Consider the following 26,256-nt stretch of genomic DNA (forward strand, 5'->3'; position numbering starts at 1 on the left):
CCGGAAAGCCGGGTTCGCGGCGCAGGCCGCGCCGACGGCGCCTAGGGTGGCTGCCATGGCCGATCGTGCGCTGTGCCTGGAGCCAGTGGAGCTTTCCGGGCGGGAGCGGTCCGTGCTGCGGAGCGTCGCCGCCCGCGGTTCGGGATCGTCGCTGAGCTGCGAGCTGGAGGCCGGGCACGGCCACGAGCACGTGGCGTCCGTCGAGGACGGGTGGTGGCTGCGCTGGTGGCCGGGCCGCCGCGTGCTGGAGAGCCGGGCCGCCTGCGCGGTCGCGGCCGACGGCGGCGAGCGCTGCCGGGTGCCGGCCGGGCACGAGGGCGGGCACTCGTTCGACCTCGCCGTCCGCCCGGACGCCGACGGGGCCGACCAGGTCGTGGCCGACGCCGGATGGCTCGGCGGCCGCCGGTAAAGTGCCCCTTCATGCGCGAAGGCTTCCAGGACGACCTCAGCCGCCTCCACGGCCGGCTGGCCGCGATGTCCGAAGGTGCGGCGGAGGCGATGCGCGGGGCCACCCTGGCGCTGCTGAACGCCGACCTGCGGCTCGCCGAGCAAGTGATCGGCGCCGACAGCGAGCTCGACGAGCTGCGCTCCCGCTGCGAGGAGGAGGCGTACTCGCTGCTCGCGCTGCAGTCTCCCGTCGCGGGTGACCTGCGCATGGTGCTGGCGGTCGTCTACTGCGCGGAGAAGATCGAGCGGATGGGCGACCTCGCCGCGCACGTCGCGAGCACGGCCCGCCGCACCCACCCGGACCCGGTGGTGCCCGCCGAGCTCGAGCCGGTGTTCCGCGAGCTCGGCGAGGCCACCTCGCACATGGCCGACCGCGTGGCCGAGCTGGTGCGCACCGGCGCCAAGGGTGGCCACGCGGAGCTGAGCCACGAGGACGAGACCGTCGACGCCCTGCACGCGCGGGTCCTCGCCACCATCACCGCCGAGGGCTGGGAGCACGACCAGCGCACGGCCGTCGCGTTGACGCTGGTGACGCGGTTCTACGAGCGTTTCGCCGACCAGGCCGTCTCGGTCGCCAAGCGCCTGGACTTCGCCGCGACGGGCGATCTGCCCGCCTGACGTCCCGGCCCCGTCTTTGGCTCAGCGCGGCCGCGGGGGCCGTTGCTGCGGCGGTTGCTGAGGCCGTTGCTGCGGTGCCGGCGGCTGGTCGGGACGGGGCCGGACCGGCCGGTTCACCGGCGGCTGCTGCTGGACCGGGGCCTGGCGCTGAACGGGGGCCTGGCGACGGGCCGGGGGCCGCTGCGGGCGCTGGTCCGGCTGCTGCTGCTGGCCTGGCTCCGGCAACGGGCGCGTCCGGCGATCCTGGGCGGGGCGGCGTTCGGGCGGCGCCTGACGGTCAGCGGCCGGGCGGGCTCCGCCGACCGGGCGTTCTGCCACGGGATGACGACGTTCGGGCCCGTCGGCGGGGGGACGCTCGCCGGGGTGGCGCGGCCGGCGCCCGTCGGGCACGCGGCTGATCAGCTCGGTGCGGTCGTCGTCGACCGGGTACGGCTCGTCCGCCTCGGCGGGGTCGCCCAGCAGCCGCCATGGCACGCGGCCGGCGAAGCGGTCGACCAGGTCCGTGGCGCGGTCGAGCGCGAACCGGTGCGCCAGCCAGGCGATGGCCGCGCCGAAGAAGAGCCCGGCCAGCACGTCGTGCGGGAAGTGCGCCCCGACGAACACCCGGGAGAACGCCATGAGCGCGGCCAGCGAGAAGAGCCAGGGCATCGCCCGCCGCCACGCGTAGACGGCGCCGAGGGCGGCGGACGCGGCGATCACGGAGTGGTTGCTCGGGAACGACCAGTCCCCGGGGTCGGGGCACTTGCCGATGATCGAGGTCACGGGCAGCCCGCGGCACGGCCGTTCCTCGTGGATCATGGTCTTGAGGACCTCGCTGAACAGGTACGCGACCAGCGTCCCGGCCGGGGCGAGCAGGGCCAGCGCCATCCGCCGGGAGGACCCGCTCGCGCGCGCCTGCCACCACACCCACGCGAACAACGGGACGACCAGCACCAGCCCGTACTTCGTGTAGGCCAGCATCAGCCCCTGCAGGAAGCCGGGACTGTGGACGCCGAGGCTGGTGATAGCGTCATACACCCCGCTGCCGGAACTCGACGCGTGGTTCAACGCAGTCACCGTTCAGCTCTCCTTCGCCGTCTGTTCGCCTGGTGGCCATGCCGCGTTCAGCTGCAGATCACGAGGTTACGACGTCGTGGGAAAGTCCCGCCCAGCGCCTCCTGGTACGGGCCCGGGGCGGCCCCGTGCCCAGCGGAAACTCGCCGCGCGGGGGTCCGTCCACTATGGACAGCGTGAAGAGACTGTGTGGTGGCGCGGAATTCAGCGAGTGGTGAAGCGCTCGGACCATGCCCGGAGCAGTGCTCGGAGTGCCCTCCGGGGAGCGCCCCGACGGCGCTCCCCGGAGGCGGTTCAGGAGGAGCTGATCGCGGACGGTGCCGTCCGGGTGGTGGTCAGGAGGCCCGACAGGACCCGGCCGAGGGCGAAGCGGCCCGGGCCGGTGAAAACCAGGACCAGCAGTGTCCAGCTGAACAGCGCCGCGGCCTCGCCGCCGTTCTGGATCGGGAACGGGCCGTTCGCCAGGTGGACGGTGAAGTAGGCGAAGGCCATCGAGCCGGAGCCGATCAGGGCGGCGCCCCGCGTGCCGATGCCGAGGCAGACCAGCGTGCCCCCGACGAGCTGGATCAACGCCGCCCACCAGTCGGGCCAGGTGCCCACCTCGGCGGCGCCGTGTGCGCCGAGCACGCCGAAGATGGTCTTCACGCCGTGGCAGGCGAACAGGAAGCCGATGACGATGCGGAAGAGCCCGATCGCGTGCTCGCGGGTCGTGTCCAGCCGGTGCATTGTTCCTCCACAAAGGACAGTAGGCAGGTACCGGTCGGTGGGAACGTCGCCGCCGGCTGGGGGACGGGTCCAGTGGTCCAGACCAGTGGTCCGGTCAGCGCTGAACGGACGCGGTTGTGGTGGGAACACTCAGATATACCGGGCCGGCGAAGCGGCTCGATACCTGCGAAAGTCCTATCTCGGCGGACAATCGCCGTCACCTGGATGAAACATCACGCTCGGTTTCGCATCCCGCGACGCTGATCCGTGTCCGTCTGGGAGAGACGGGGGAGCCGGCGGTCAGGCCGAGGTGGCCGGGGCGAGCAGCCGGTAGCCGGCGTTCGCGGAGAACTCGGCGGTGAGCGCGTAACGGTCGCCGCGGACCAGGGTGTGCCGCCATTCCACCGGGCGCCCCTTGGTGTGGCTGAGCCGGTTGATGGAGAACGCGGCGACGTCGTGGGCGCAGTGCAGCTGGTTGCGCTCGGCGGCGGTGGGGATGACGGCGTGCACGTCCTCGCGGCCGTGGTCCAGCCGGATGCCGGTGCGCCGCGACAGCTCGGCGTACAGCCCGGTGTGGGTGAAGTCGGCCTCGAGCAGGGGAGTGGCGAGGTCGGCGGGCAGCCAGACGCGGTCCAGCGCCAGTGGCTCGTCACCGGCCAGCCGCAGCCGCTCGAGGTAGATGAGCGGGGTGGACGCCTCGAGTTCGAGACGCTCGGCGACCAGTGCGTCGGCGCGGGTGTCGAAGGCGCGCACGACGCTGTGCTGGGTGAGCCCGGCGGCCTCGACGGACGCGAAGAGGCTGTACAGCGCGCCCATCGGCACGGTGATCTCCGGGGGCGGCGCGACGCGGGGCTGGCGGCCGCGCTCGGCGACGATCACCCCGTCGGCCCTCAGTTGGCGCAGGGCCTGGCGCACAGTGTGCCTGCTCACGCCGTACTCGTCGACCAGTGCCAGCTCGCCGGGGAAGCCGCCGGTGAACTCGCCGGCGTCCAGCCTGGTCAGCAGCTCCTGCTGGAGCTGGCGCCAGAGCGGCTCCGGGCCGACCCGGTCGAGCGTGCGTGCTGGCATGTCGTCCTTCCCGCTCCTTTGTGTGGCTTGGGGTGACTCTACCGCTGGTCGTATGTCCGGACATGCGCTAATCTAAATGTACGTACATTTGATCGGCCCGCTTCTGGCGGCACATCTCGGTGAGGAGAGTGCGATGACGGCGACCCAGGACGCGCGACCGGCGCCGGCGGTGGAGCGGCCACCGGTCCGGGGCGTCGCCGGGCTCGTGGTCGCGCTGCTCGTCGCCGGGGTCGCGACGGCGCTGGGCACGCTGGTGCCGATCGTCGGCGGGCCGGTGTTCGGGATCCTGCTGGGCGTGCTCGCCGCGGCCGTCGTGCCGGCCCTGCGCGCGCCGCGGTTCGCGCCGGGCTACGCGGTGGCGGCGAAGCCGGTGCTGCAACTGTCCATTGTGGTCTTGGGCACCGGGCTTTCGCTCCAGCAGGTGGTCCGGGTTGGCGGCCAGTCGCTGCCGGTCATGCTGGGCACGCTCGCCGTCGCGCTCGGCGGGGCCTGGCTGCTCGGCCGGTGGCTCGGCGTGCGCGGCGACACGCAGATCCTGATCGGCGTCGGCACGGGCATCTGCGGCGCCTCGGCGATCGCCGCCACCACCGCCGTGATCAAGGCGAAGCAGGCGCAGGTCGCCTACGCCATCGGGACGATCTTCACCTTCAACATCGCGGCGGTGCTGCTGTTCCCGCCGCTCGGGCACCTGCTCGGGATGAGCCCGCACGCGTTCGGGCTGTGGGCGGGCACCGCGATCAACGACACCTCGTCGGTCGTGGCCGCGTCGTTCGCCTACGGCGGCGACGCCGGCTCGTACGGCCTCGTCGTGAAGCTCACCCGCACGCTGATGCTGATCCCGATCGTGGTGTTCCTGGCCGTCCGCACAGCGCGCCGCGACGCCCGGCTCGCCGCGGCGGAACGCGGTGAGCCCGTCGCCGGCTTCAGCCTGCGCGCCATGCCGTGGCGCAAGATCGTGCCGCTGTTCCTGATCGGCTTCATCGCCGCCGCGACGCTCGACAGCCTCGGCGTGATCCCCGAGTCCTGGCACCCCGTGCTCTCCGTACTGGGCACGTTCCTGATCACCACGGCGCTGGCGGGCATCGGGCTGTCGCTGCGGCTCGCGGACATGCGCCGGGCCGGGAGCCGTCCGCTGCTGCTCGGCGCGCTGCTGTGGGTCGCGGTCGCGCTGAGCAGCCTCGGGTTGCAGGCGCTCACCGGAACGCTCTGAGCTGTTCACTCGGTCACCGAACTATCTTGTGACGATGATGTGCGGTTATGCTAGCCATGTAGTTCTGTTGAAGAACTAAATCGGAGGTGTGTCGAGCGTGCTGCTGGCAGAGCGGCCCCGGCCGCGGGTGGTGCGGGAGCACCGGAACGCGGGCTGGTTCGCGGTGGGCGCGGTGTGCTTCGGCGCGTTCATGGGGCAGCTCGACGCCAGCATCGTCACGCTGACCTTCCCCGCGTTGCAGTCCGAGTTCGCCGAGCCGCTGGCCGCGGTGCAGTGGGTGTCGCTGTCGTACCTGCTGAGCCTGGTCGGGCTGCTCGCGGCGGTCGGGCGGATCGCGGACGCGGTCGGGCGCAAGCTCACCTACGTCTACGGCTTCGGCGTGTTCACCGCGGCGTCGATCGCCTGCGGGCTGGCCCCCGGGCTGGGCTGGCTGATCGCGTTCCGGGTGCTGCAGGCGGTCGGCGCGGCGATGCTGCAGGCCAACAGCGTCGCGCTGGTCGTCACCAGCGTTCCGGCGTCTCGGCGCCGCGCGGCCCTCGGCGTGCAGGCGGCCGCGCAGGCGCTCGGCCTGGCGCTGGGGCCCGCGGTCGGCGGGCTGCTGGTGGCCACCGCCGGGTGGCGCTGGGTCTTCCTGGTCAACGTGCCGGTCGGGGTGCTCGGCCTGGTCGCCGGGCGGCTGCTGCTGCCGCGCACCCGCGAGCGCACGCCGATGGGCCGGTTCGACGGCGCCGGGGTCGCGCTGCTGGCGACCGCCACGACGGCGGTCCTCCTGGCGTTGTCCGGGCTTTCCGGCCTGCCGGTGCCGGTGCCGTTGCTGGTGGCCGTCGCGGTGCTCGCCGCGGGCGGGTTCGTCTGGCGGGAGGCACGCGCGAGCAGCCCGGTGGTGCGGCTTTCGGTGTTGCGCCCGCGCGCGGTGTCGCTCGGCCTGGTGGGTGCGCTGTGCGGGTACCTCGTGCTGTTCGGGCCGTTGACGCTGCTGCCGCAGATCGGCGGTGCGCGGGGCTCGACCGGGCTGATGCTGACGGCGTTGCCGGCCGGTTTCGCCGTCGCCGCGCTGGCGGCCGACCGGGTGCTGCCGCCGGCGTTCACCACCCGCGCGCGTTCGATGCTCGGCGCGGCCGTCGCCGTCGCGGGCTGTCTCGGGCTGCTCGGCGCGACCGGGCCGTGGACCGGAGTGTCGTTGTTCGTCGCGGGCCTGGGTCTGGGACTGTTCATCCCGGCCAACAACGCGTCCATCATGGGCGCGGTCCCGGACAGGATGTCGGCGACCGGAGGGGGACTGGTGAACATGGCCCGTGGGCTGGGCACCGCGCTGGGCGTCGCGCTGGTGACGTTGTGCCTTCATGTCGGCGGGACCGCTTTGGCTTTAGGTGTGCTCGCGGCGGCGGGGGTGCTCGCCGGTGTCACGGGCGCGCTGGTCCGGGGGACCGCGCGGTGACCGACGAGACGGCGCTGGCCGAGGTCGTCGCCCGGCTGCGGCGGGCCATGCGCCGCGCGGCGCGCAGCGCGGACCCGGACAACCCGCTGTCGGTCGCGCAGCTGGAACTGTTGTCCTGCATAGGGGAGAACCCGGGCGCGCGGCCGAGCCGCTTGGCGCAGCTGCTGAAGCTCGCGCCCAACTCCGTCACCACCATGGCGAACGGCCTGCGCACCCGTGAACTGGTCACCCGCACCGGCGGCGGCGAGGACCGGCGCACCGTCGCGCTCGCGCTGACCCCGGCGGGCGAAGACGCCGTGCGGCAGTGGCAGGCGCACAACGCGGAGATCCTCCACGCGGCGACGGAACGGCTTCACCCGGCCTGGCAGCACCTGCTCACCGCGTCGCTGCCCGCACTGGGGGAACTGGTGGCGGCGATCGACGGCTTGGTGCTCGAAGATTTGGCGGAGGAGTAGGAAAGGGGAGTGGTCACCTCTTTCCCTTTCCAAGGTATAGCGCACCGGGGGGCTTGCCGCAAGACCCGGGTGGTGCCGCAGAATCGTCGTCCTCAGCCGGAATCGGCGAAAAGGGGAGTGACTGAGTGCGAGTGTTGTTGTCGACGTTTGGGTCGCGTGGGGACGTCGAACCGTTGCTGGCGCTGACCATGCAGTTGCGGTCGCAGGGCGCGGACGTGCGGGTGTGCGCGCCGCCGGATTTCGCGGAGCTGCTGGCCGGGGCCGGCGTGACGCTGGTGCCGGTGGGCCCTTCGGCGCGCGAGCTGATGAAGCAGGCGCCGACGCCGTCGTCCCTGCCCGAGCGCGCGGCCGAAGTGATCGCCGCGCAGTTCGAGGCGATCACCCCGGCGGCCGAGGACTGTGACGTCCTGGTGGCGACCGGCATGCTGCCGGCCGCGGCGGGCGCGCTGTCGGTGGCCGAGAAGGTGGGGATCCCGTCGGTGTACGCGAGTTTCCAGAAGCTCGTGCTGCCGTCGCCGCACCACGCGCCGATGGCGTACCCGGGCCGCCCGTTCCCACCGGGGGTGACGGACAACCGGGTGCTGTGGGAATGGGACGCCGCGAGTGTCGAGGTGCTGTTCGGGGAGGCGCTGAACACCAACCGGGCCCGGAACGGGCTGCCGCCGGTGGACCACGTCCGGGATTACGTGATCGGCGAGCACCCGTGGCTGGCGGCGGATCCGGTTCTGGATCCTTGGCTGGGCTCGGATCTCGGCTCGGGGTTGGGGGCTTCGGGGGCGGGCCTGGTTTCGCGGCCGGTGGCCACGGACCTGGACGTCGTGCAGACCGGCGCGTGGTATCTGCCCGACGACCGTCCGCTCCCGGCTGACCTGGAAGCGTTCCTGGAGGCCGGTGAGCCGCCCGTGTACGTGGGTTTCGGCAGCATGCCCATGCACGGCTCGGAGGATCTGGCCCGGGTGGTCGTCGAGGCGGTCCGCGCGCAGGGCCGGCGCGCTGTCGTCTCCCGTGGCTGGGCCGACCTGTCCCTGATCGACGATGCCGACGACTGTTTCGCTCTCGGCGAGGCCAACCACCAGGCACTGTTCGCCCGTGTGGCCGCCGTCGTGCACCACGGCGGCGCGGGCACCACATCGACGGCCACCCGGTCCGGCACGCCCCAGGTCGTGGTCCCCCAGCTGGCGGACCAGCCGTACTGGGCGGCCCGGGTGGCGGACCTGGGCATCGGCGTGGCCCACGACGGCCCGTCGCCGACCTTCGAGTCCCTGTCCGCGGCCCTCCGGACGGCCCTGACCCCGGAGATCCACACCCGGGCCGCCGAGGTGGCCGCCACCACCCGCACCGACGGGGCGACGGTGGCCGCGAAGCTCCTGCTCGAGATGGTCAGCCGGGAGGGAACGCCTGTGCCCGCTTGGATCGCGCGGGGGTTGGTTGGCCGGGAAGGGGCGCGCGTGCCCGGGCGAACCGGACGGGCAGGGCAGTCGGTGAGCCGCATGCACGCGCCTGAGCCGGGTGGCGGTGGTCGGCCGGGAAGCCGCCTGCACTCATCTGGATCGGATGGGCAGGGCCGCCGGTGAGTGGCTTGCGCTCGCCTGAACCGGGTGGCCGTGGTCAGTCGGGAAGCCAGTTGCGTTCGCCTGAACTGGATGGGCACGGGCAGCCGGTTGCACTCGCCTGAAACGGGTGGCCGTGGGCGGTCGGGAAGCCGCTCGCACGCGCCTGAGCCGGGTGGCGGTGGTCGGCCGGGAAGCCGGTTGCGCTCACCTGAACCGGGGCGGCAGTGATCAGCCGGCAAGCCACCAGCACTCGCCGGAACCGGATAGGCACGGGCAGCCACGAAACCCACGAAACCCACCCAGCACCCGCCTCAACCCACCCGGCCGCCGGCACCCAGGAAAAGCCGCCCCCACCCGCCGGAATCACGCAGGATCGTCAGATCCCGCACAACCGCCAAGCCCCACCCATTCCGCGTTCCGCGAAGAGGGGGCTTGACAAGAGGTGGACAATAAAAAATCGGCGTGTCTTCCACAGTTTCACCAGTAACCCGTGGAATACCCGCCGTCGATAACATCAGAATAGCCGCTGTGAGGGGTTTGTGTCAACTCAGGGGTACGAAGACGAATTGCGGTCCGAGCGGAGCTACGTGGCCGGGCTTTACGCGCGGCTCGACGCCGAGCGTGCGCGGGTGAAGGGGGAGTACACGACGGCGTTGGGGGGTAACGGCGGGACGCCCATGGAGCGGGACGTCGAGGTGCGGGCGCGGGCCCGGGAGATGCGGCGGCTGGACGTGGCCGACGACGGGTTGTGCTTCGGCCGGTTGGACGCGCTTTCGGGGGAGCATTCCTATATCGGGCGGATCGGGCTGTTCGACGAGGAGAACGCGTACGAGCCGGTGTTGCTCGATTGGCGGGCGCCGGCGTCGCGGGCGTTCTATGTCGCCACGGGGGCCAGTCCGGAGAACGTGCGGCGGCGCCGGCAGTTCCACACGCGCGGGCGCCGGGTGGTCGAGTTCACCGACGAGGTGCTCGGGCGTCCCGGTGAGGGCGAGCACGGGGACGCGGCGCTGCTCGCGGCGGTCAACGCGCCGCGTGGTGAGGGCATGCGCGACATCGTCGCGACGATCCAGGCCGAGCAGGACCGGATCATCCGGCTCGACCATCCTGGCGTGCTGGTCATCGAGGGCGGCCCGGGCACCGGGAAGACCGTGGTGGCGCTGCACCGCGTCGCGTACCTGCTCTACACCCAGCGGGAGCGGATGGAGCGCCACGGGGTGCTCGTGGTCGGGCCCAACCCGGCGTTCCTGGACCACATCGGCCGCGTCCTGCCCTCGCTCGGCGAGTCCGACGTGGTGTTCATGACCGCCGGCGACCTCGTGCCCGGCCTGCGCGTCACCACCGAGGACGGGCCGGAAGCCGCGCGGTACAAGGGTTCGCTCAAGATGCTGGACGTGCTGAACGCGGCGGTCGCCGACCGGCAGCGGTTGCCGGCGCAGCCGATCCCGATCCAGCTCAAGGACGTCACGGTGCGGATCGACGCCGAGACCGCCGAGTGGGCCAGGGACGAGGCGCGCGCGAGCGGGCACCCGCACAACGAGGCGCGCGCCGCGTTCACCGAGATCGTCACGTACGTGCTCACCGAGCGGGCGATCGCGCGGATCGGCCGGGGCTGGCTGACCCGGGACGACCGCGAGGAATGGGAGAGCATGCGGGCGGACCTGCTCAAGGAGCTGGCCGACGACGCCGAGTTCACTGCCGCGCTCGACGAGCTCTGGCCCGTGCTGACGCCGGAAACCCTGCTGTCTCAGCTGTATTCCTCCCCCGAACGGCTGCGGGCGGCCGGCGCCGACCCGGTACTCCAGCGCGCCGACGGTGACGCCTGGACCGTGTCGGACGTGCCCCTGCTCGACGAGCTGGTCGACCTGCTCGGCCGGGACAAGACGGCGGACAAGCCGGTCGACGAGGCGGCCGAGCGGGAGCGGCGGGCCGAGGCCGAGTACGCCGCGGGCGTGCTGGACGTGATGAAGCTGGACCGCGAGGAAATGGACGAGGACGTCCTGCTGTCCGCCGAGAACCTGCTCTACGCCGAGGACCTGGCCGACCGCTTCGTCGAAGCCGACACCCGCACCCTCGTCGAGCGCGCCACCGCGGACCGGGACTGGACCTACCGGCACGTGGTGGTCGACGAGGCCCAGGAACTGTCCGAAATGGACTGGCGGGCGCTGATGCGGCGCTGCCCCAGCCGGTCGTTCACGGTGGTCGGCGACCTCGCCCAGCGCCGGTCGGCGGCCGGGGCGACGTCGTGGGACGCGATGCTGGAGCCGTACGTGCCCGGTCGCTGGACCTACCGGTCGCTGTCGGTGAACTACCGCACCCCGGCGGAGATCATGGCCGTCGCCGCCACGCTGCTCGCCGAGTTCGCGCCCGGGGCCCAGCCGCCGGAGTCGGTCCGCGCGTGCGGGGTCCGGCCGTGGTCCCGGCACATCGGCGGGGACGAGCTGGCCTCGGCCATCGAGGAGTTCGTCCGGGACGAAGCCGGTCGTGAGGGCACCAGCGTGGTGATCGGGCCGCCGGGGGTGCCGGGCACGATCCCGGCGTCGGAGACCAAGGGACTGGAGTTCGACGCGGTCCTGGTCGTGGACCCGGACCGGATCCTCGCCGACGGCCCCCGCGGCGCGGCCGAGCTGTACGTCGCGCTGACCCGCGCCACCCAGCGCCTCGGCGTCCTGCACCAAGGCCCGTTGCCGGAGGCGCTGAGCGGGCTCGCGGAGATCGGCACCGAGGCCGTGAGCCGGCGGCCGGCGTGACCGGCGAGGCCGCCCGGGTACGCGCGCCGGGCGGTCTCAGGACCGGGTGAGCACGCAGTCGCCGCAGACGGCGCCGGAGCCGGTGGGGGCGACGCGGTAGATCAGGCAGCAGCTGCGCCGCCGGAACCGGCCCTCGGCGCGGGTGCTCGTGCCGAGCAGGGGTGCGCGGTCGAGCAAGGCCGTGGCGAGCGCGTGCGCCCGCACCGTCCATTCAGGACGGTCGGTGCCCAGCATTGTGGCGGCGCCGTTCACGGCGGAGGCGACGTTGCCCCACAACACCTGGCCGGACAACGGGAACAGCCCGGTGACGAGCCGGATCGGGCCGTCGAGAACCTGCGAGGCCAGGGCGTCCACCAGTGCGTCGTCCGGAAGCGGCGGCCCGGACGGCGGCCGGACCGACAGCGGGACCGCGCCGCCGGGCACCGGCTCCCACCAGGTCCCGGCGAGGCCGAGGTCGAGCACCGTCCCGTCGCGGACGGCGAACGCGAGCGCGGGGGAGAGCAGCCGGGCCACCATGCCGAGGTGTGTCACGGACGCCGCGACCCGCCACTCGACGGCGTCGTCCGGGCGGCCGCCCGCGAGCGCGGTCCGGACGGAGGCGATGCGGGAGCCGAGCACGCTCTCGTCGGCCACCAGCTCGTCGAGCGGGCGCCACGGCGGTGTGGCCGTGGCGCCCGTGACGTGCGTGTGTACCGCGAAGAACGGGCCGAGGCCGGCGAAGTCCTCTGTCACACGGCCTGCGTGGCGGTGGTCCGGCGTTCGCGGCTGAGCAGCCGTTCGGCGAGCGGGCCGAACGACAGCCCGAGCGCGCCCCACAGGATCACCTGCGCGATGAGGGAGTAGAAGCGGAAGTCGAACAGCGTGTCGGCCGGGAAGCCCGGGTAGACGATCGCGCCGGCCGGGTTCTTCAGCGGCAGCGGGGTTTCGGTGGGCTGGACGCCGTACTCGGCCACGTTCGCCGACAGGTGCCCGAACGGCGGCAGCACGGCCATCAGGATCCCGATCACGACCACGAACGCGGCGCCCGCGATCAGGGACGCGTTCCAGATCCCCAGCCGCGGGGCGAGCCGCCGGCCGAGCCAGACTGCGGCGGCCAGGAACACCAGCGAGCCCACGACCATGATCAGGTACAGCCCGCCGCGGTCGCCGATGGTGTCCGGGTGCCCGATGGACGGCGGGTTGGCCGGGTACTTCAGGAACGGCACCAGGTACATGCCGAGGAACCCGGCGCCGGCCACCAGCAGCGCCAGGGTGCGCGGCCGCACCTTGCCGACGCGGCCGAGGCAGACGGTGTAGACGACCGTGAACAGCAGGCCCATGGCCAAGCCGAAGAGGATCATCCCGGCGCCGATGCCGACGTTGGCCTGCACGGCGCGGCTGAACAGCTCGGGGCCCTCCGACTCGGCCGGCTGCCCGGCGGCCTGGTCCAGCACGGCCTGCGCCGCGTCCCGGCCGCTCTCGTAGTCGATCGCCGCCTGGATCTGCGGTTCGGCGAAAATGCGGGCGAAGACGAACGCCAGCAGGCCCGCGAAGGCGCCGGTGAGCGCGCCGCGCAGGAGGAGCTTCTTCTCCATGTCCGGTTGTCCCGATCTTTCCGTGGTTCTGGATCAGGTTCAGTGACAGGGGAAGCCGAGGAAGTGCCGGGAGTCGTGCACGAACTCGTGGATGTGCATGTCGCTGCCGAACACCGAGGTCGCGCCCTGGTCGATGCCGATGAAGTAGTACAGCGCGAGTGCCAGCAGGGTCGCGCCGGCGAGCCAGACAACGGCCTTGGTCACGGGCAGGACGACCGGCGTCGAGGATTCGGCGGGCAGGGTGGTCATGGGGCCTCCTTCAGGGGATAACGCGTCCCACATCGGCTGGAGCGGCCCGGCGGTTCCTCGACCTGACTTGCCCGCGGCTGCAGTACAGCCACGGGCACACAGTGGCGCGACCGTGCCGGAATCTCACCGGCTTCGGGAAACCGCCGCGCCGCACGACAGTACGTCGCGGCGCGCGGGGGCGTCAATTGCCGTTGCCACCACTGGCCCCGGCTGTGCGGACGGTCACCGCCGCGGGCCTGGCGGAGTTACTCGGACTAGATATAGTCGGACGTCCTAGTGTTCTGTGGAAGGGCAGCACCAGATGAGCTACGAGACCATCACCGTCGGGCGTCCGGAGCCGCGCGTCGCGCTGATCACGCTGGACCGGCCGAAGGCGCTCAACGCGCTGAACCTCCGGGCCATGGCCGAGATCACCGCCGCGGCGGCCGAGCTGGACCACGACCCCGACGTCGGCGCGATCGTGCTCACCGGGTCGGACCGGGCGTTCGCGGCCGGGGCCGACATCAAGGAGATGGCGCCGCTGTCGTTCGCCGAGGCCCACGCGGCCGACTGGTTCGCGGGCTGGGACGCGCTGGCCCGCGTCCGCAAGCCGCTGGTCGCGGCGGTCGCCGGGTACGCGCTCGGCGGCGGCTGCGAGCTGGCGATGATGTGCGACCTGCTGATCGCGGCCGACACGGCGAAGTTCGGGCAGTCCGAGATCACCCTCGGCGTCATCCCGGGCATGGGCGGTTCGCAGCGGCTGACCCGCGCGGTCGGCAAGGCGAAGGCGATGGACCTGTGCCTCACCGGCCGCACGATGGACGCCGAGGAGGCCGAGCGCGCCGGGCTGGTGTCGCGGATCGTGCCGGCGGCGGACCTGCTCACGGAGGCGGTGGCCGTCGCCGCGAAGATCGCGAGCATGTCCGCGCCCGCGACGATGATGGCCAAGGAGGTCGTCAACCGCGCGTTCGAGACCGGGTTGGCCGAGGGGCTGCTGTTCGAGCGCCGGGTCTTCCACTCGACTTTCGCCACGCACGACCAGAAAGAGGGCATGGCCGCGTTCACCGGGAAGCGACCGCCGGAATTCCGGCACGCCTGAGCTGCTCAGCCCGCCGACCGGCCCTCGATCCAGTACGACTGGGTGAAGCTGTGGGACCGGTCGAGGCCGAGGTGGTCGCGGAAGACCGGGCGCACGGCCTTGACCAGTGACCGCTCGCCGGCCGCCCACGCGTAGCGGTCGGGGGCGGCGCTTTCGGCCGCGGTGATGGCCGCGGCGAGCGCGGCGCCTCGCTCGCCGTCCGGGGTGACCCAGGTGAACTCGGTGCCGGCGCGGGGTTCCTGTGGCAGGGCGAGGTGGTCGTCGTGGGAGTCTTCGAGGTAGACGCGGACGGCGACGGTGTCCGGCACATGCGCCAGCCAGCTGGTGATCGCGGGCAACGCGGTCGCGTCGCCGGCCAGGAGCACGGCCGTGGTGCCGTCGGGCACCGAGATCTTCGCCGGGGTGAGCGCGGCCTCGAGCTTTTCGCCGGGCTCCGCGCGGCGGGCCCACTCGCCGGCCGGGCCCGCGGTCTCGTGGAGGACGAAGTCCAGCGCGAACGTGCCGTCGCCGGGCCGGACGTCGACGAAGGTGTAGCCCCGCTGGCTCACTTCACCCTCGCCGCGCGCCGGGTTCGGCACCCACAGCCGTAGCCACAGCGTCGGGAACACGTCCAGCCCGCGCACGAACTCCGGCGCGCTGAACACGATCCGCCGGTACCACGGGGTGAAGTCCTTGATCGACACCACTTCGACCGCGTGGTTGCGCACGCCCATGAGGCGCAGCACGCCCCGTTGCCAGTTGGCCATCTGCGGTTCCTTCTTCCGGGGGGATGCGCCCCAATGTGGCGTTCGGTGCGCTCAACGCACCCAATGTGGCGTTCGGTGCGTCCAACGCAACCAACGCCACATTGGGGCGGTTCACGAGGTCTTCCGGCTCCGGCGGGTGAACAGCACCAGGCCGGTGCCGGCCAGCAGCAGGACCGCGCCCCACCACAGCGGGGCGAGGGTCGCGCCGGTGGAGGCCAGGTTGCCCGGCCGGAACGCGACGTCGGGGACCAGGTCGTTGCCCCCGCCCGTCCCGGCGCCGGTGCCGCCGGTCCCGCCCGCGGCGGGCAGCTGCGCGCAGTCCGCGGCGAGGGTCACCGCGGGCTCGTCCGCCGGCTCGCCGCCGTGGTAGAAGTCCGCGAACACGTCCGTCGGGTTGAGCACGGCCTTGATCCCGGACACGGTGAGCAGCCCGGCACCGGGTTCGTTGCGGGCCGCGGTCAGGTCGAGGGTCGCGAGCGCCACCCCCGGCCGGCTGACCGGCGGTGACGGCGCGCCCGTGCTGGTGGCGAGTTCGGCGTCCGCGTACAGCGTGCCCTTTCCTTGCGCCACCTGGATCTTCGGGTTCGCCAGGGAGAGCGTGAAGAAGTGCGCGGGGTAGCTGAAGGTGACCTTCCCGCCGAACTGCGCGGTGAACCCGCCCGCCGAGGTGTACCGCCCGGACTTCAACGCGAACCGGTAGGCGCCGGACGGGAGCCGGGAGTTCGCCACCTCGTCGACGGAGGTGATCACCGCGCCGTCCGACGCGGTGATCGAGTTTCCGGTCCCGTTGCCGACGTACTGCCGGAAGCTCTTTTTGAAGCCCCACACCAGGTTCCCCTGCGCGACCGCGCCGGGCTGCAGCACACAGGACGACGGCGGGGTGTTCGTGGGCGGGGTCGTCGGCGGGCCGGTGGGCGGGTCCGTGGGCGGTTTACCGGCCTGGCCGGGGAAAACGAGCTGCCCGGCGTCCAGCGCGTCACCGGTTTTGTAGAAGCCCGCGAACGCCGAGGCGCCCGCCTCCGTCAGCGTGGCCGAGGCGATGTCGGCGACCACGTCGTCACCCTGCTGCCGCGGCGCCCCGGCGAACTTCAGCTCGGCGAACACCACCGGCGCGGGCGCGCGGACCTGCTGCGGCGCGTCCTTGGTGCCGTAGAAGGAATACCCGACCGTGCCGCTGAGCGTGCCGGTGCCGTCGCCGCGGAAGGTGACCTCCGGGGCGGCGAAGCCGAAGTCCCAGATCTGGTGCGGCTCGAGGGTGAACCCGACCTTGCCGCCGAACGCCACGGTGCCCTTGCCCGTCGCCGGGTCGTAGCCGGACTTCGTGAACGGCCAGGTGTAGGGGTAGGGCGCGGCGGCCGGCGCGGCTTGGTCAAGGGTGGTCCCGGCCGAGGGTGTAATCGTCCCGCCGAACCGGCTGATGTAGCCGCGCCAGGACTGCTTGACGCCCCAGTGCAGCCCGGCCGTCCCGGTGCCGGGATCGCTGCCGCCGCCGGTGAAGCCCAGCGGCGTGGTGCGGTCCCAGGTGAGATCCGGCGTGTCCCAGCCGAAGACGTACACGCTGAACGGCTGGGTCTTCGCGTTGTACGTGGTCCCGAGGCTGGTGTACTCGGCCTTGACCGTGACGGTCAGCTCCCAGCTCCCGTCGGCGGCCAGCGGCAGCTGGGTTCCCTGCGGGTCCTTCTTGACCAGCTTGGCCACCTGGAACCCGGTGCCGAGGCGGTCGCGCACGTCGGCCTTCGCCGGGCCGACGCGCACGCCGTAACCCTTGCCGCCGTTGGCATCCGGGTCGAAACCGGTGCCCTTGACGGTGATCGACGTGCCCGCCGGGTCGAGCCCGGTGGCCGGGGTGACGGTCACCGCCGGGGTGAACGCCGGGCGGTCCGCGGCCAGCGCGGGCGCGGCGGACAGCCCGCCGAGCTGTGTTGTGCCAAGCAGTGTGGCGGCGAGCAGGGCGCCCGCCCATCTGCGTACGGTCACGGGGGTCATTTCCCTTCCTGATCGGCTCCGCGCGTGCGGCGGCGCCGCAGCAGGAGCGGGGTGAGGACCGCGGCCAGCACGACCACGGCCGCGATGACGGCGTAGACCCACCAGGTACTGCCCGAAGACTCCGCGGCGGCGTCGCGCACGGGGGGAGTGGCCACAGCGGACGGAACCGGCGCGGCGGACGGGCTCGGCGGCGCGCTGGAAGTGGGCGGCGGCGGGGTGCTGCTCGACGGCGCGCTGGGGGTGGCCGGCGGTGGGTTGTCCGGCGCGGCTTTTTTCTGGCCCGGCACGGCGAAGGAGATCGGCGTGAACGTCTCGTTGTTCGCGTTGGCCACGCCGTGCGCGCCCACCGTGATCAGCCCGCAGCTGGTCTTGAGGCAGTCGACGTCGACCACGTTCCCGTCGCGGTCGGTCGCCTTGAACCGCGCGCCGGGCACGACGAGCTGCGTGCTCCACGAGCCGTCCGCGGTGATCTCGCCGCCGTTGGCCGAAGACGCGGTATCGCCGCCGGGGAAGGAGATGAACCGCTGGAAGCCGCGGTTGTCCTTGGTCTCCTTGTCGGGCACGTAACGGTAGGTGGCGCCGGACGCCCCGCCCTTGCTGGGCTGCCACGCGCCGTCGGACACCCAGCCGAACAGCAGGTAGATGCCGCCGAAGCCCTTCGGCACCGACTGGAAGCCGGAGCCGCTGACCTTCAGCACGGTCGCGTAATCGGGGTCGGCGGTCGAGGGGGACGCCTGGACGTGGGCCGCGGGGGCCGGAGCCGCCGACGCTGCCCCGGGCAGGGCGGTTAGCAACACCGCCAGGGGCAGTGCCGTCAGCATCGCGATGGGGGACTTGCGCATCAGCTCTCCTCGGCTGGTCGGTGGGGCTGGGCCGGTTGGCTGGATTCGGCTGGTTGGCCGGGCTGGGCTGGTTCGGCGGGCTGGGCCGGTTGGCTGGATTCGGCTGGTTGGCCGGGCTGGGCTGGTTCGGCGGGCTGGGCCGGTTGGCTGGATTCGGCTGGTTGGCCGGGCTGGGCTGGTTCGGCGGGCTGGGCCGGTTGGCTGGATTCGGCTGGTTGGCCGGGCTGGGCTGGTTCGGCGGGCTGGGCCGGTTGGCTGGATTCGGCTGGCTCGCCGGGCTCGGCTGGTCGGTAGGGCAGGGCCGGTCGGCCGGATTCGGCAGGCCGGCCGGGCAGCGCTGGCTCGCCGGGCGGGGCCGATCGATAGGGCAGGACCACAGGGCGGCCGGTCCGCGGGTGCGCGAACACCTCGACCGGATGCCGGTAGACCTCGCCCAGCAGCTGTTCGGTCAGCACGTCGGCGGGTGGTCCGAGCGCGGCCAGCCGTCCGGCCGACAGCAGGGCGACGCGGTCCGCGTGCGCGGCGGCCAGCCCGAGGTCGTGCAGGACCACCAGCACGGCGTCGCCGGCGGCGGCGCGGGCCGCGGCGACCGCGAGCACTTCCTCGGTGTGGCGCAGGTCGAGCGCGGCGGTCGGCTCGTCGAGCAGCAGCACGCCGGTGTCCTGCGCGAGCACCCGCGAAAGCGCCGCCCGCGCCTGCTCCCCGCCGGACAGCGTGGTGAACCGGCGCCCGGCGAACTCGGTCAGGTCAGTGGCCGCGAGCGCGCGGGCGACGGCGGCGTCGTCCTCGGCTTCGTTCGGAGTGCCCGCCCACGGGGTGCGGCCCATCCGCACGACGTCGCCGACGGTGAACGGGAAGGTCACGGTGTGCTGCTGCGGCAGCACGGACCGCCGCCGCGCCAGGTCCACTGTGGACCATTTACGCAGCGGGGCGCCCAACACGCGGACCTCGCCTTCGTCCGGGGTCAGGTCGCCGGCCAGCAGGGCCAGCGCGGTGGACTTGCCCGCGCCGTTCGGCCCGGCCAGCGCGAGCACCTCGCCCGCCCGGACGTCGAGGGAAACCTGGTGCAGCAACGGTTTCCCGTCCACCGAGTAGGAGACCCCGGCCAGTTCGGCGGCGACCGTGCCCGCTTCAGGACGCCGGGGCAGCGTGCTCGTGCGGCGGCTCATGCCCACCCGCCCGAACGGCGCCGCGTGCGCAGCAGCAGCCAGAAGAAGAACGGCCCGCCGACGAGCGCGGTGAGGATGCCCAGCGGCAGGTCGGCGTAGTCGAACAGGGTGCGCGCCGCCAGGTCCGCGGCGCTCAGCAGCAGCGCGCCCGCGAGCAGCGACGCCGGGATCAGCACCCGGTGCCCCGGCCCGGTCAGCATCCGGACCGCGTGCGGCACGATCAGCCCGACGAACCCGATGATGCCCGAGTAGGACACCGCCGCCGACACCATCAGCGCCACGGCCACGATCGCCGTCAGCCGCAGTGCTTCGACGTTCACGCCGAGGTGCCGCGCGGGCCGTTCGCCGAGCGCGAGCAGGTCGAGCCGCCGCGCCAGCGTGACGGCCACGGCGATGCCGGCGACCGCGAATGGCAGCAGCGTCACCACGTACGGCCAGCGCGCCGAGGACAGGGAACCCAGCTGCCAGAACACGATCTGCTCACGCGCGGCCTGGTCCCCGGCGAACAGCGTGAACGAGATGACGGCGCTCGCCACCGCGTTCACCGCCACGCCGGTGAGGATCAGCGTGACCACTTCGGACCGTCCGCGGGAGCGGGCCAGCGCGTAGACGCCGAGGGTGGTCACCAGCCCGCCGGTGAAGCCGAGCGCGGGCGTGGTGAACGCGCCGAGGAACGTCGCGCCGGACACGATGGACAGGCTCGCCCCGACCGCCGCGCCCGAGGAGACGCCGACCACCGCGGGCTCGGCCAGCGGGTTGCCGAACACGCCCTGCATCAATGCGCCGGACACGCCGAGCACCGCGCCGACCAGCAGCGCGAGCACCACCCGCGGGAACCGGACCTGCCACAGCGTGCCCTCGGCGAACGGGTCGGTGATCCCCGGGCCGAGGCCGGCGCGGTGGGCCAGCGACGCGGCGACGTCGCCGATCGGGATGCCGAACTGGCCGGTGCCCGCGGAGAAGAGCGAGACCGCCACCGTGGCGACGGCGAGCACCACGAAAAGCGTGGTGACGCGGACTTTCCGGCTCATCCGGCGGCACCGGGGGAGTAGAGGGTGCGGGCGAGCGCGTCGAGGACGTCGGCGGTGTGCGGCCCGAAGCTCAGGATCTGCGCGTCGTCCATGTCGACGAACCGGCGGTGCAGCCCGGCGGGGGTCTGCGCGACCCCGGGCACCCGCAGCGCGCCGTCGACCCCGCCGACGGACTGGAGTCCTTTGGTCATCACGAGGATCACGTCGGGCTTGGCCTTCACCAGCGCTTCGGGGTTGACCGGCCGCATGCCCTCGACGCCGGCCTCGGTGGCCACGTCCTCACCGCCGAGCGCGTCGATCAGCGAGTCGGCCCCGGAGCCTTTGCCGAACAGGTAGTAGACGCCGGCTTGCCCGCGCAGGTAAAGGAAGACGATCCGCAGCCGCCGCGCGGGATCGGCGGGGGCGACCTTCGTGATCTCCGCCTTTTTCGCGGTTATCTCGCCGTTCAGGCGCGTCGCGAGCTGTTCCCCGGCAGCCGGGGCGCCGAGCGCGTCGGCGACTCCGCGCACGAGCCGGCCGACGGTGTCGATCGTCCTTTTCGGATCCAGCACCACGACCGGCACGTGCGCGTCCCGCAGTTGCAGCACCGCGTCCCACGGCCCGATCGTCGTGTCGGTCAGCACGACGGTCGGGCGCAGCGCGAGGATCGCCTCGGCGTTGAGCTGGTGCCCGTTGTGCGTGACCAGCGGCAGTTTCCGCGCCGACGGGAACGCGGTCGAGACGTCCCGGCCGACCACCCGGTCCCCGAAGCCGAGGCCGAACACCGTCGCCGCCAGCGTGCCCGCCATGTCGAAGGCGAGGATCCGGCTGGTGTCGGTGACCGTGACGCGGGTGCCCTGGTGGTCGGTGACCGTGACCGGCAGGTGCTGGGCCGGCGCCGGTGGCGCGACGATGTCCGGCTGGCCGAGCACCGCCGTGGCCGGGCCGGTGAACGACCTCGGGTCCGACGGTGGTGTCAGCTCCGTGAGCGGCGGGCGTGGTCCGCCGGCCGGACCGGCCGGGCTCGCATCCGGCGCCGCGCATCCGGCCAGCAGCACCAGCGTGAGCAGAACCGCAGCAGGCAGCAACCCCCTTGACAGCATTAGGCAAGGCTAACCATATTGGCAACGCATAGGTAAGCCTTGCCTAATGCTGTTACTTCGTTGTGATGGAAGGACTTCCTGACATGTCGAAGAGATCCGTGCTGCTCCGTGCTGCCCTGGTCACCGCGGTCGCGGCCACGGCGGCGGGCCTGGCCGCCGCACCGGCGTCCGCTGCCCCGGGCAACGCCACGCACAACGGCCTGACGCTCTCGGCGTCCAACGCCACCGGGCTCGCTGCGGCGGGCGAGACGATCACCGTCACCGGCAGCGGTTACGACGCCGCGAAGGGTTACTACGTCGCGTTGTGCGCGGTGCCTTCGGATTACAGCTACGGCGCCAAGCCGGGCCCGTGCGCCGGCGGCAACGGGCAGGGCGGCACCGGGGTCGGCCCGTCGGCCTGGGTGACCAACTCGGCCGGCGGCACCTCGCCGATCGCCGCGAACGGCTCGTTCACCACGCAGATCCGGATCGCCCGCGCGAACAGCGGGCTCGACTGCGGCGACGCGGCCGTCACCTGCGCGATCGTCTCGCGCCGTGACCACCTGTCCGCGGACGACCGCACTGCCGACGTGTTCATCCCGGTCAGCTTCAGCTGATCTTCGCCCGAAGTCCCTGAAGGCCACCATGAGGGCACCGAGGTCCCTCATGGTGGCCTTCAGGGCAAGCACGTCCGGAGGAAGTCGTGAGCGGGGGTGTGGTTAGGCTAAGTTAAGTCCGGCCAACCCCGAGGAGTGTCCCCATGAGTCTGTCCCGTCGCGGTCTTCTGCTCGGCTCCGCCGGTGCGGCGCTGGTCCTGGCGGGCTGCGGCTCCGGGACGCAGGACTCGGCGGCCCCCGCCGCGGCGGCCGGGTTCCCGGTCACCGTGCCGGGAAAGCTCGGCGCGACAACCGTGACGGCGCCGCCGAAGCGGGTCGTCGCTTGCGGGTATCTGCGCGACACCGACCTCGCGCTCGCGCTCGGCGCGAACCTGGTCCTGTCGGTGCGGAACCAGTCGTTCGCGAGCGGGCTGGCGGAGTGGGCGAAACCCGGCGCGGGCGTCGAGGTCGTGTACAGCGAGAGCGGGCTGCCGTTCGAGAAGATCGCCGCGGCCAAGCCGGACCTGATCCTGGCGAGCGACGACTACGACCTCACCAAGGACTTCCCGACGCTGGGCAAGATCGCGCCGACGCTGGGCTACCTCAACGGCACCGGCAAGGACAGCTGGCAGCAGATGGCGCAGCGCACCGGCGACGTGCTCGGCCGGCGCCCGCGGGCCGACGACCTGATCAAGCAGGTCCAGGCAAAGGTCGCCGCGGCCAAGGCGGCGCACCCGGAGTTCGCCGGGAAGACGTTCACCTTCGGGCCGGCGTCCTCGGGCCAGATCTACACGATCAGCAGTGAGACCGACGCGGCGACGACGTTCTTCGCGCAGCTCGGGCTCAAGCTGTCGCCGAAGGTGACGAACCTGCCGGCTTCTTCGACTCCCGGCCGCTCGCAGATCTCGCCGGAGCGACTCGACCTGCTGGACGCCGATGTGCTGATCCTCAGCTACAGCGACCAGAAGTCGCGCGCCGAGCTCGAGGCCAACCCGCTCTTCCAGGCCCTGCCCGCGGTGAAGCGCGGTTCGTACGTGCCGCTGGACCAGGGCACGGCGATCGCGATGGCCTTCCCTTCGGTGCTCAGCATTCCGTTCGCGCTCGACGCGGTCGTGCCCAAACTGGCCACGGCGGTCAAGAGCGGGGCATGATCGCCGGTGTGCGAAGCCTGACCGAGATCCGCCGCCCGGTCCGCGGCCGGGTGACCGTGGCGGCGGTGCTGCAGGCGGTCGCCGCTGCGCTGTCGGTGGTGCCGATGGTGGCGGTGGTCGAGATCGGCCGCCGTCTGCTGGAGGGACGCACCGAAGGGCTGTGGCCGATCGCGTGGCTCGCCGTCGGGCTGCTCGCGGTGCGGCTGGTGCTCTACCTGGTTTCCGGGCTGGTGAGCCATTTGGCCGACGCCGAGCTGGCGATCACCCTGCGCCGCCGGCTGGCCGACCACCTCGCGGTGCTGCCGCTGCGCTGGTTCGCCGGCGGTGTCTCGGCGAAGGTCAAGACCACCGTGCAGGACGACGTCGCCGCGTTGCACCACGCGGTCGCGCACGCCCAGGGCGACCTCGCCGCGGCCGTGACCGGGCCGGTGGTGATCGTCGCGTACCTGCTGTGGGCCGACTGGCGGCTGGCGCTGCTGACCGTCGCCGTAGTCGCGGGCGCGCAGGCGATCCGGATGCGGCTGGCCCGGCGCGCCGCCGAGCCGGTGGGGCGCATCGCGGCCGCCAACGTCGAACTCTCCTCCGCCGCGGTCGAGCTGGTGCAGGGCATTTCGGTGGTCAAGGCGTTCGGCGCCGCGCAGGCGCCCGAGCGGTTCCGCGCCGCGGCCGAGGCGTACGTGGCCGCGAACGACGACGCCCAGCGGGTGTTCACCGGACAGCGCAGCCTGACCCGGGCGACGGTCGCGCCGGCCACGATCCTGTTGCTGGTCACCGGGTGCGGGGTCGCGTTCGCCGCGGCGGGCTGGACGCGGCCGATCGACGTCGTCGCGTTCGTGCTGCTCGCGGTGGGCCTATTCGAGCTGCTGACGCCGATCTACTCGGCCCGCGACCAGCGCCGTCGCGCGGTGGCCGCGGCGGGGCGGGTGAACGCGCTGCTGGACGAGCCCGCGGAGCCGGTGCCCCAGCGGCCCGCGACCGTGCCGTCCGGGCCGCTCACCGTCGAGTTCGCCGACGTCCGTTTCGGTTACTCCAACGGCCACGAGGTGCTGCACGGCATCAACGCGGTGCTCGCGCCCGGCACCGTCACCGCGCTGGTCGGCCCGTCCGGCGCGGGGAAGTCCACGCTCGGGCTGCTGCTCGCGCGCTTCCACGACGTCACCGGCGGCGAGATCCGGCTGGGTGGGACCGACATCCGCACCCTGGCGCGCGCCGAGCTGTACCGGCACGTCGGGTTCCTGTTCCAGGACGTGGTGCTGCTGCGGGCTTCGGTGCGGGAGAACATCGCGCTGGCCGACCCGGACGCGAGTGACGAAACCGTGGTGGCTGCGGCCAAGGCGGCGGCCGTGCACGAGCGGATTCTCGCCCTGCCAAGGGGTTACTGCTCGGTGGTGGGGGAGGACGCGCTGCTGTCCGGCGGGGAGGCGCAGCGGGTGAGCATCGCCCGCACGCTGCTCGCCGACACCCCGATCCTGGTCCTCGACGAGGCCACCGCTTTCGCCGACCCCGAATCGGAGGCCGCCGTGCAGGACGGGCTGGCCGAGCTGGCGGGCGGGCGCACCGTCCTGGTCATCGCCCACCGGCTCCGCACGATCGCCGACGCCGACCAGATCCTCGTCCTGGACGACGGTCACGTCGTCGAGCGCGGCCGGCACCAGGAGCTGCTCGCCGCGGACGGCCGGTACGCCCGCATGTGGCTGGCGCAGCAGGGGGGACGCTCGTGATCACGCTGCTGTTCCGGGTCGTCGGCGACACGCGCCGCCGGCTGTTCACCCGGTTCCTGGTGTCCACTGTGGTCTATTCGCTCGCCGAGGGCGCGGCGTTCGGGCTGCTGGTCCCGCTGCTCACGGCGTTGCTGGGCGGGCAGCCCGGGGAGGCGGCGTGGTGGCTGCTGCCGCTGGCCGCGGCCGTGGTCGTCGGCTGGTTCGCCCACTACGACATGGGATTGCGGGCGCTGGAGCTGTCCTCGGCGTGGCGGCGGTCGCTGTACGAGCGGCTGGGCCGGCACGTCGCGCGGCTGCCGCTCGGCTGGTTCACCGGTGCCCGCACCGGCGAGCTGCAGCAGCTGCTCGGCCAGGGCGTCGGCACCGCGGCGCGCACGCCCACGCTGGTGCAGGCGCTGATCGGCGTGGTGGTGACGCCGTCGGTGATCTTCGTGGTCCTGCTCTTCGCCGACTGGCGGGTGGCGCTCGCGGTGCTGGTCACGGTTCCGGTGGTGCTGCTGGTGTTCTTCTTCGGCGGACGGCTGACCGTGCGGGCCGAGGCGGCGCACGACGCGGCTTCGGCGGAGGCGAGCGCGCGCCTGGTGGAGTTCGCCGGCGCGCAGCCGGTGCTGCGGGCGAACGGCCGTTCCCGCGGTGGCCGCGCGCGGCTCGACGAGGCGCTGGACGGGCAGTACCTGGCGGCGCGGCGGGAGGTGCTGGGCGCGTTGCCGGGCCAGCACCTCGGCCAGCTCGCCATCCAGCTCGCGTTCACCGCGGTGCTCGTCGTCGGGCTGCTGCTCGCGACGGACGGGGTGGTGACGCCGGCCCGGATCGTCGCGGTCCTGGTGCTGGGCCTGCACTTCCTGCAGCCGTTCGGGGTGGTCGCGGGGGTCGCGAACTCGCTGCGCGCCTCCCGCGCGGCGCTGGAGCGGATCGACGCCGTGCTGAGCACCCCGCCGCTGCCGGAGCCGGCCGAGCCGGGTCGCGTCGGCGAGCCGTCGGTCGAGCTGCGCGACGTGCGGTTCGGCTACGGCGATTCGCCGGTGCTGGACGGCTTTTCCCTGACGGTGCCCGCCGGGTCGACCACGGCGCTGGTCGGCCCGTCCGGCGCGGGCAAGACGACGGTGACGAAGCTGGTCGCCCGGTTCTTCGACGTCGACGCCGGGTCGGTGACCGTCGGCGGCACGGACGTGCGCGAGCTGTCCACTGTGGATCTGATGGCCGCGGTCTCCCTGGTGTTCCAGGACGTCCACCTCTTCGACGGCACGATCGAGGAGAACATCCGGCTCGGCCGCCCGGCCGCGACCGCCGAGCAGGTGCGCGACGCCGCCCGCCGCGCCCGCGTCGACCCGATCGCCGACCGGCTGCCCGGCGGCTGGGCGAGCCGCGTCGGGGAGGGCGGCCGCCTGCTGTCCGGCGGCGAGCGCCAGCGCGTCGCCATCGCCCGCGCCCTGCTGAAGGACTCGCCGATCGTGCTGCTGGACGAGGCGACGTCCGCGCTCGACGCGGAGAACGAGGTCGCGATCCACGAAGCCCTGCGGGAGCTGGCGGACGGACGCACGCTGCTGGTCATCGCCCACCGCCTCTCGACGATCACCCACGCCGACCGTATTGCCGTGCTCGACGGCGGGGTCGTGGCGGAACTCGGCCGCCACGAAGAGCTTCTGGAGGCGGGCGGCCGTTACGCGCGTCTCTGGCACGAGCACGAGCGGGCCCGCGGGTGGCGGATCACCGCCCGGGAAGGCTGAGAGGTGTGTGCCCTGAAGGCCACCTTCAGGG

The 26,256-nt window shown here is 72.9% G+C and carries 24 protein-coding genes and 1 riboswitch; of the genes, 12 read left to right on the forward strand and 12 right to left on the reverse strand.

The window, feature by feature from the left end; translation table 11 throughout:
* The first annotated feature begins 55 nt into the window (after positions 1 to 55).
* Complete coding sequence (locus tag OG943_RS05705; protein WP_328608618.1) at positions 56 to 409, forward strand: hypothetical protein; 354 nt, start codon at positions 56 to 58, stop codon at positions 407 to 409.
* Positions 410 to 420: 11 nt separating this feature from the next.
* The gene (phoU, locus tag OG943_RS05710; RefSeq protein WP_328608619.1) at positions 421 to 1,065 is read left to right on the forward strand and encodes a phosphate signaling complex protein PhoU; all 645 of its coding nucleotides are present in this window, start codon (positions 421 to 423) and stop codon (positions 1,063 to 1,065) included.
* Positions 1,066 to 1,086: 21 nt separating this feature from the next.
* Here the strand turns inward: phoU and OG943_RS05715 are convergent, their stop codons facing one another.
* The 3 genes from OG943_RS05715 to OG943_RS05725 all read right to left on the reverse strand — a co-directional run bounded on the left by OG943_RS05715 (position 1,087) and on the right by OG943_RS05725 (position 3,891).
* The gene (locus tag OG943_RS05715) at positions 1,087 to 2,121 is read right to left on the reverse strand and encodes a phosphatase PAP2 family protein (RefSeq protein WP_328608620.1); all 1,035 of its coding nucleotides are present in this window, start codon (positions 2,119 to 2,121) and stop codon (positions 1,087 to 1,089) included.
* A gap of 291 nt (positions 2,122 to 2,412) precedes the next feature.
* Positions 2,413 to 2,844, reverse strand: coding sequence for a DoxX family protein (locus OG943_RS05720; protein WP_328608621.1), 432 nt, complete (start codon positions 2,842 to 2,844; stop codon positions 2,413 to 2,415).
* 279 nt (positions 2,845 to 3,123) lie between these two features.
* Positions 3,124 to 3,891 (reverse strand): GntR family transcriptional regulator, encoded by a 768-nt coding sequence (locus OG943_RS05725; protein ID WP_328608622.1) that lies wholly within the window; start codon positions 3,889 to 3,891, stop codon positions 3,124 to 3,126.
* A 133-nt stretch (positions 3,892 to 4,024) separates the two neighbouring features.
* On the opposite strand from OG943_RS05725, the gene OG943_RS05730 reads away from it, so the two are divergent.
* From OG943_RS05730 to helR, 5 genes are all read left to right on the forward strand, one after another.
* Positions 4,025 to 5,101 carry a YeiH family protein gene (locus OG943_RS05730; RefSeq protein ID WP_328608623.1) on the forward strand — a complete coding sequence of 359 codons (1,077 nt, stop codon included), beginning with the start codon at positions 4,025 to 4,027 and terminating at the stop codon, positions 5,099 to 5,101.
* A 97-nt stretch (positions 5,102 to 5,198) separates the two neighbouring features.
* Positions 5,199 to 6,539, forward strand: a complete 1,341-nt coding sequence (locus OG943_RS05735) for an MFS transporter (RefSeq protein WP_328608624.1) — start codon at positions 5,199 to 5,201, stop codon at positions 6,537 to 6,539.
* Positions 6,536 to 6,994: a MarR family winged helix-turn-helix transcriptional regulator gene (locus tag OG943_RS05740; protein WP_328608625.1), complete on the forward strand. Its 459-nt coding sequence runs from the start codon at positions 6,536 to 6,538 to the stop codon at positions 6,992 to 6,994. The genes OG943_RS05735 and OG943_RS05740 overlap by 4 nt, the downstream gene beginning before the upstream one ends.
* A 125-nt stretch (positions 6,995 to 7,119) precedes the next feature.
* Entirely contained in the window at positions 7,120 to 8,568 is a 1,449-nt protein-coding gene (locus OG943_RS05745; protein WP_328608626.1) for a glycosyltransferase, read from the forward strand.
* Between the two features lie 518 nt (positions 8,569 to 9,086).
* Positions 9,087 to 11,294, forward strand: coding sequence for an RNA polymerase recycling motor ATPase HelR (gene helR / locus OG943_RS05750; protein ID WP_328608627.1), 2,208 nt, complete (start codon positions 9,087 to 9,089; stop codon positions 11,292 to 11,294).
* Between the two features lie 36 nt (positions 11,295 to 11,330).
* On the opposite strand, the gene OG943_RS05755 is transcribed toward helR, so the two are convergent.
* From OG943_RS05755 to OG943_RS05765, 3 genes are read right to left on the reverse strand one after another with little or no spacing between them, the layout of a single operon-like run.
* Positions 11,331 to 12,026 carry a (2Fe-2S)-binding protein gene (locus tag OG943_RS05755; protein WP_328608628.1) on the reverse strand — a complete coding sequence of 232 codons (696 nt, stop codon included), beginning with the start codon at positions 12,024 to 12,026 and terminating at the stop codon, positions 11,331 to 11,333.
* Positions 12,023 to 12,868 (reverse strand): CbtA family protein, encoded by an 846-nt coding sequence (locus OG943_RS05760; RefSeq protein ID WP_328608629.1) that lies wholly within the window; start codon positions 12,866 to 12,868, stop codon positions 12,023 to 12,025. The genes OG943_RS05755 and OG943_RS05760 overlap by 4 nt, the downstream gene beginning before the upstream one ends.
* 39 nt (positions 12,869 to 12,907) lie before the next feature.
* Entirely contained in the window at positions 12,908 to 13,117 is a 210-nt protein-coding gene (locus tag OG943_RS05765; protein ID WP_328608630.1) for a CbtB domain-containing protein, read from the reverse strand.
* Between the two features lie 34 nt (positions 13,118 to 13,151).
* Positions 13,152 to 13,277: riboswitch (cobalamin riboswitch) on the reverse strand.
* A 141-nt stretch (positions 13,278 to 13,418) separates the two neighbouring features.
* Here OG943_RS05765 and OG943_RS05770 point away from each other — a divergent pair.
* A complete protein-coding gene (locus tag OG943_RS05770) occupies positions 13,419 to 14,195 on the forward strand; it encodes an enoyl-CoA hydratase (protein ID WP_328608631.1) in 777 nt (258 codons plus the stop codon).
* Between the two features lie 5 nt (positions 14,196 to 14,200).
* On the opposite strand, the gene OG943_RS05775 is transcribed toward OG943_RS05770, so the two are convergent.
* From OG943_RS05775 to OG943_RS05800, 6 genes are all read right to left on the reverse strand, one after another.
* Positions 14,201 to 14,941, reverse strand: coding sequence for a siderophore-interacting protein (locus tag OG943_RS05775; RefSeq protein ID WP_328608632.1), 741 nt, complete (start codon positions 14,939 to 14,941; stop codon positions 14,201 to 14,203).
* A 111-nt stretch (positions 14,942 to 15,052) separates the two neighbouring features.
* Positions 15,053 to 16,918, reverse strand: a complete 1,866-nt coding sequence (locus tag OG943_RS05780) for an HtaA domain-containing protein (protein ID WP_328608633.1) — start codon at positions 16,916 to 16,918, stop codon at positions 15,053 to 15,055.
* Between the two features lie 5 nt (positions 16,919 to 16,923).
* Positions 16,924 to 17,769 carry a hypothetical protein gene (locus tag OG943_RS05785; protein WP_328608634.1) on the reverse strand — a complete coding sequence of 282 codons (846 nt, stop codon included), beginning with the start codon at positions 17,767 to 17,769 and terminating at the stop codon, positions 16,924 to 16,926.
* Complete coding sequence (locus tag OG943_RS05790) at positions 17,769 to 18,938, reverse strand: heme ABC transporter ATP-binding protein (protein ID WP_328608635.1); 1,170 nt, start codon at positions 18,936 to 18,938, stop codon at positions 17,769 to 17,771. Before OG943_RS05790 ends, OG943_RS05785 begins: the two co-directional genes overlap by 1 nt.
* Positions 18,935 to 19,969 carry a FecCD family ABC transporter permease gene (locus OG943_RS05795; protein ID WP_328608636.1) on the reverse strand — a complete coding sequence of 345 codons (1,035 nt, stop codon included), beginning with the start codon at positions 19,967 to 19,969 and terminating at the stop codon, positions 18,935 to 18,937. The genes OG943_RS05790 and OG943_RS05795 overlap by 4 nt, the downstream gene beginning before the upstream one ends.
* The gene (locus OG943_RS05800; protein ID WP_328608637.1) at positions 19,966 to 21,051 is read right to left on the reverse strand and encodes a heme/hemin ABC transporter substrate-binding protein; all 1,086 of its coding nucleotides are present in this window, start codon (positions 21,049 to 21,051) and stop codon (positions 19,966 to 19,968) included. Before OG943_RS05800 ends, OG943_RS05795 begins: the two co-directional genes overlap by 4 nt.
* Before the next feature lie 83 nt (positions 21,052 to 21,134).
* Between OG943_RS05800 and OG943_RS05805 the strand changes: the two genes are divergently transcribed.
* The 4 genes from OG943_RS05805 (at position 21,135) to OG943_RS05820 (ending at position 26,225) form a co-directional block, all read left to right on the forward strand.
* Positions 21,135 to 21,647 carry a hypothetical protein gene (locus OG943_RS05805; protein ID WP_328608638.1) on the forward strand — a complete coding sequence of 171 codons (513 nt, stop codon included), beginning with the start codon at positions 21,135 to 21,137 and terminating at the stop codon, positions 21,645 to 21,647.
* A 143-nt stretch (positions 21,648 to 21,790) separates the two neighbouring features.
* On the forward strand, positions 21,791 to 22,777 hold the full coding sequence (locus OG943_RS05810; protein ID WP_328608639.1) for an ABC transporter substrate-binding protein: 987 nt from the start codon (positions 21,791 to 21,793) through the stop codon (positions 22,775 to 22,777).
* Positions 22,778 to 22,785: 8 nt separating this feature from the next.
* Positions 22,786 to 24,498 (forward strand): ABC transporter ATP-binding protein, encoded by a 1,713-nt coding sequence (locus tag OG943_RS05815; protein ID WP_328608640.1) that lies wholly within the window; start codon positions 22,786 to 22,788, stop codon positions 24,496 to 24,498.
* Positions 24,495 to 26,225 carry an ABC transporter ATP-binding protein gene (locus OG943_RS05820; protein WP_328608641.1) on the forward strand — a complete coding sequence of 577 codons (1,731 nt, stop codon included), beginning with the start codon at positions 24,495 to 24,497 and terminating at the stop codon, positions 26,223 to 26,225. The genes OG943_RS05815 and OG943_RS05820 overlap by 4 nt, the downstream gene beginning before the upstream one ends.
* The last annotated feature ends 31 nt before the right edge of the window (positions 26,226 to 26,256 follow it).

Source organism: Amycolatopsis sp. NBC_00345 (assembly GCF_036116635.1).
In the GTDB taxonomy this organism is placed as follows: domain Bacteria; phylum Actinomycetota; class Actinomycetes; order Mycobacteriales; family Pseudonocardiaceae; genus Amycolatopsis.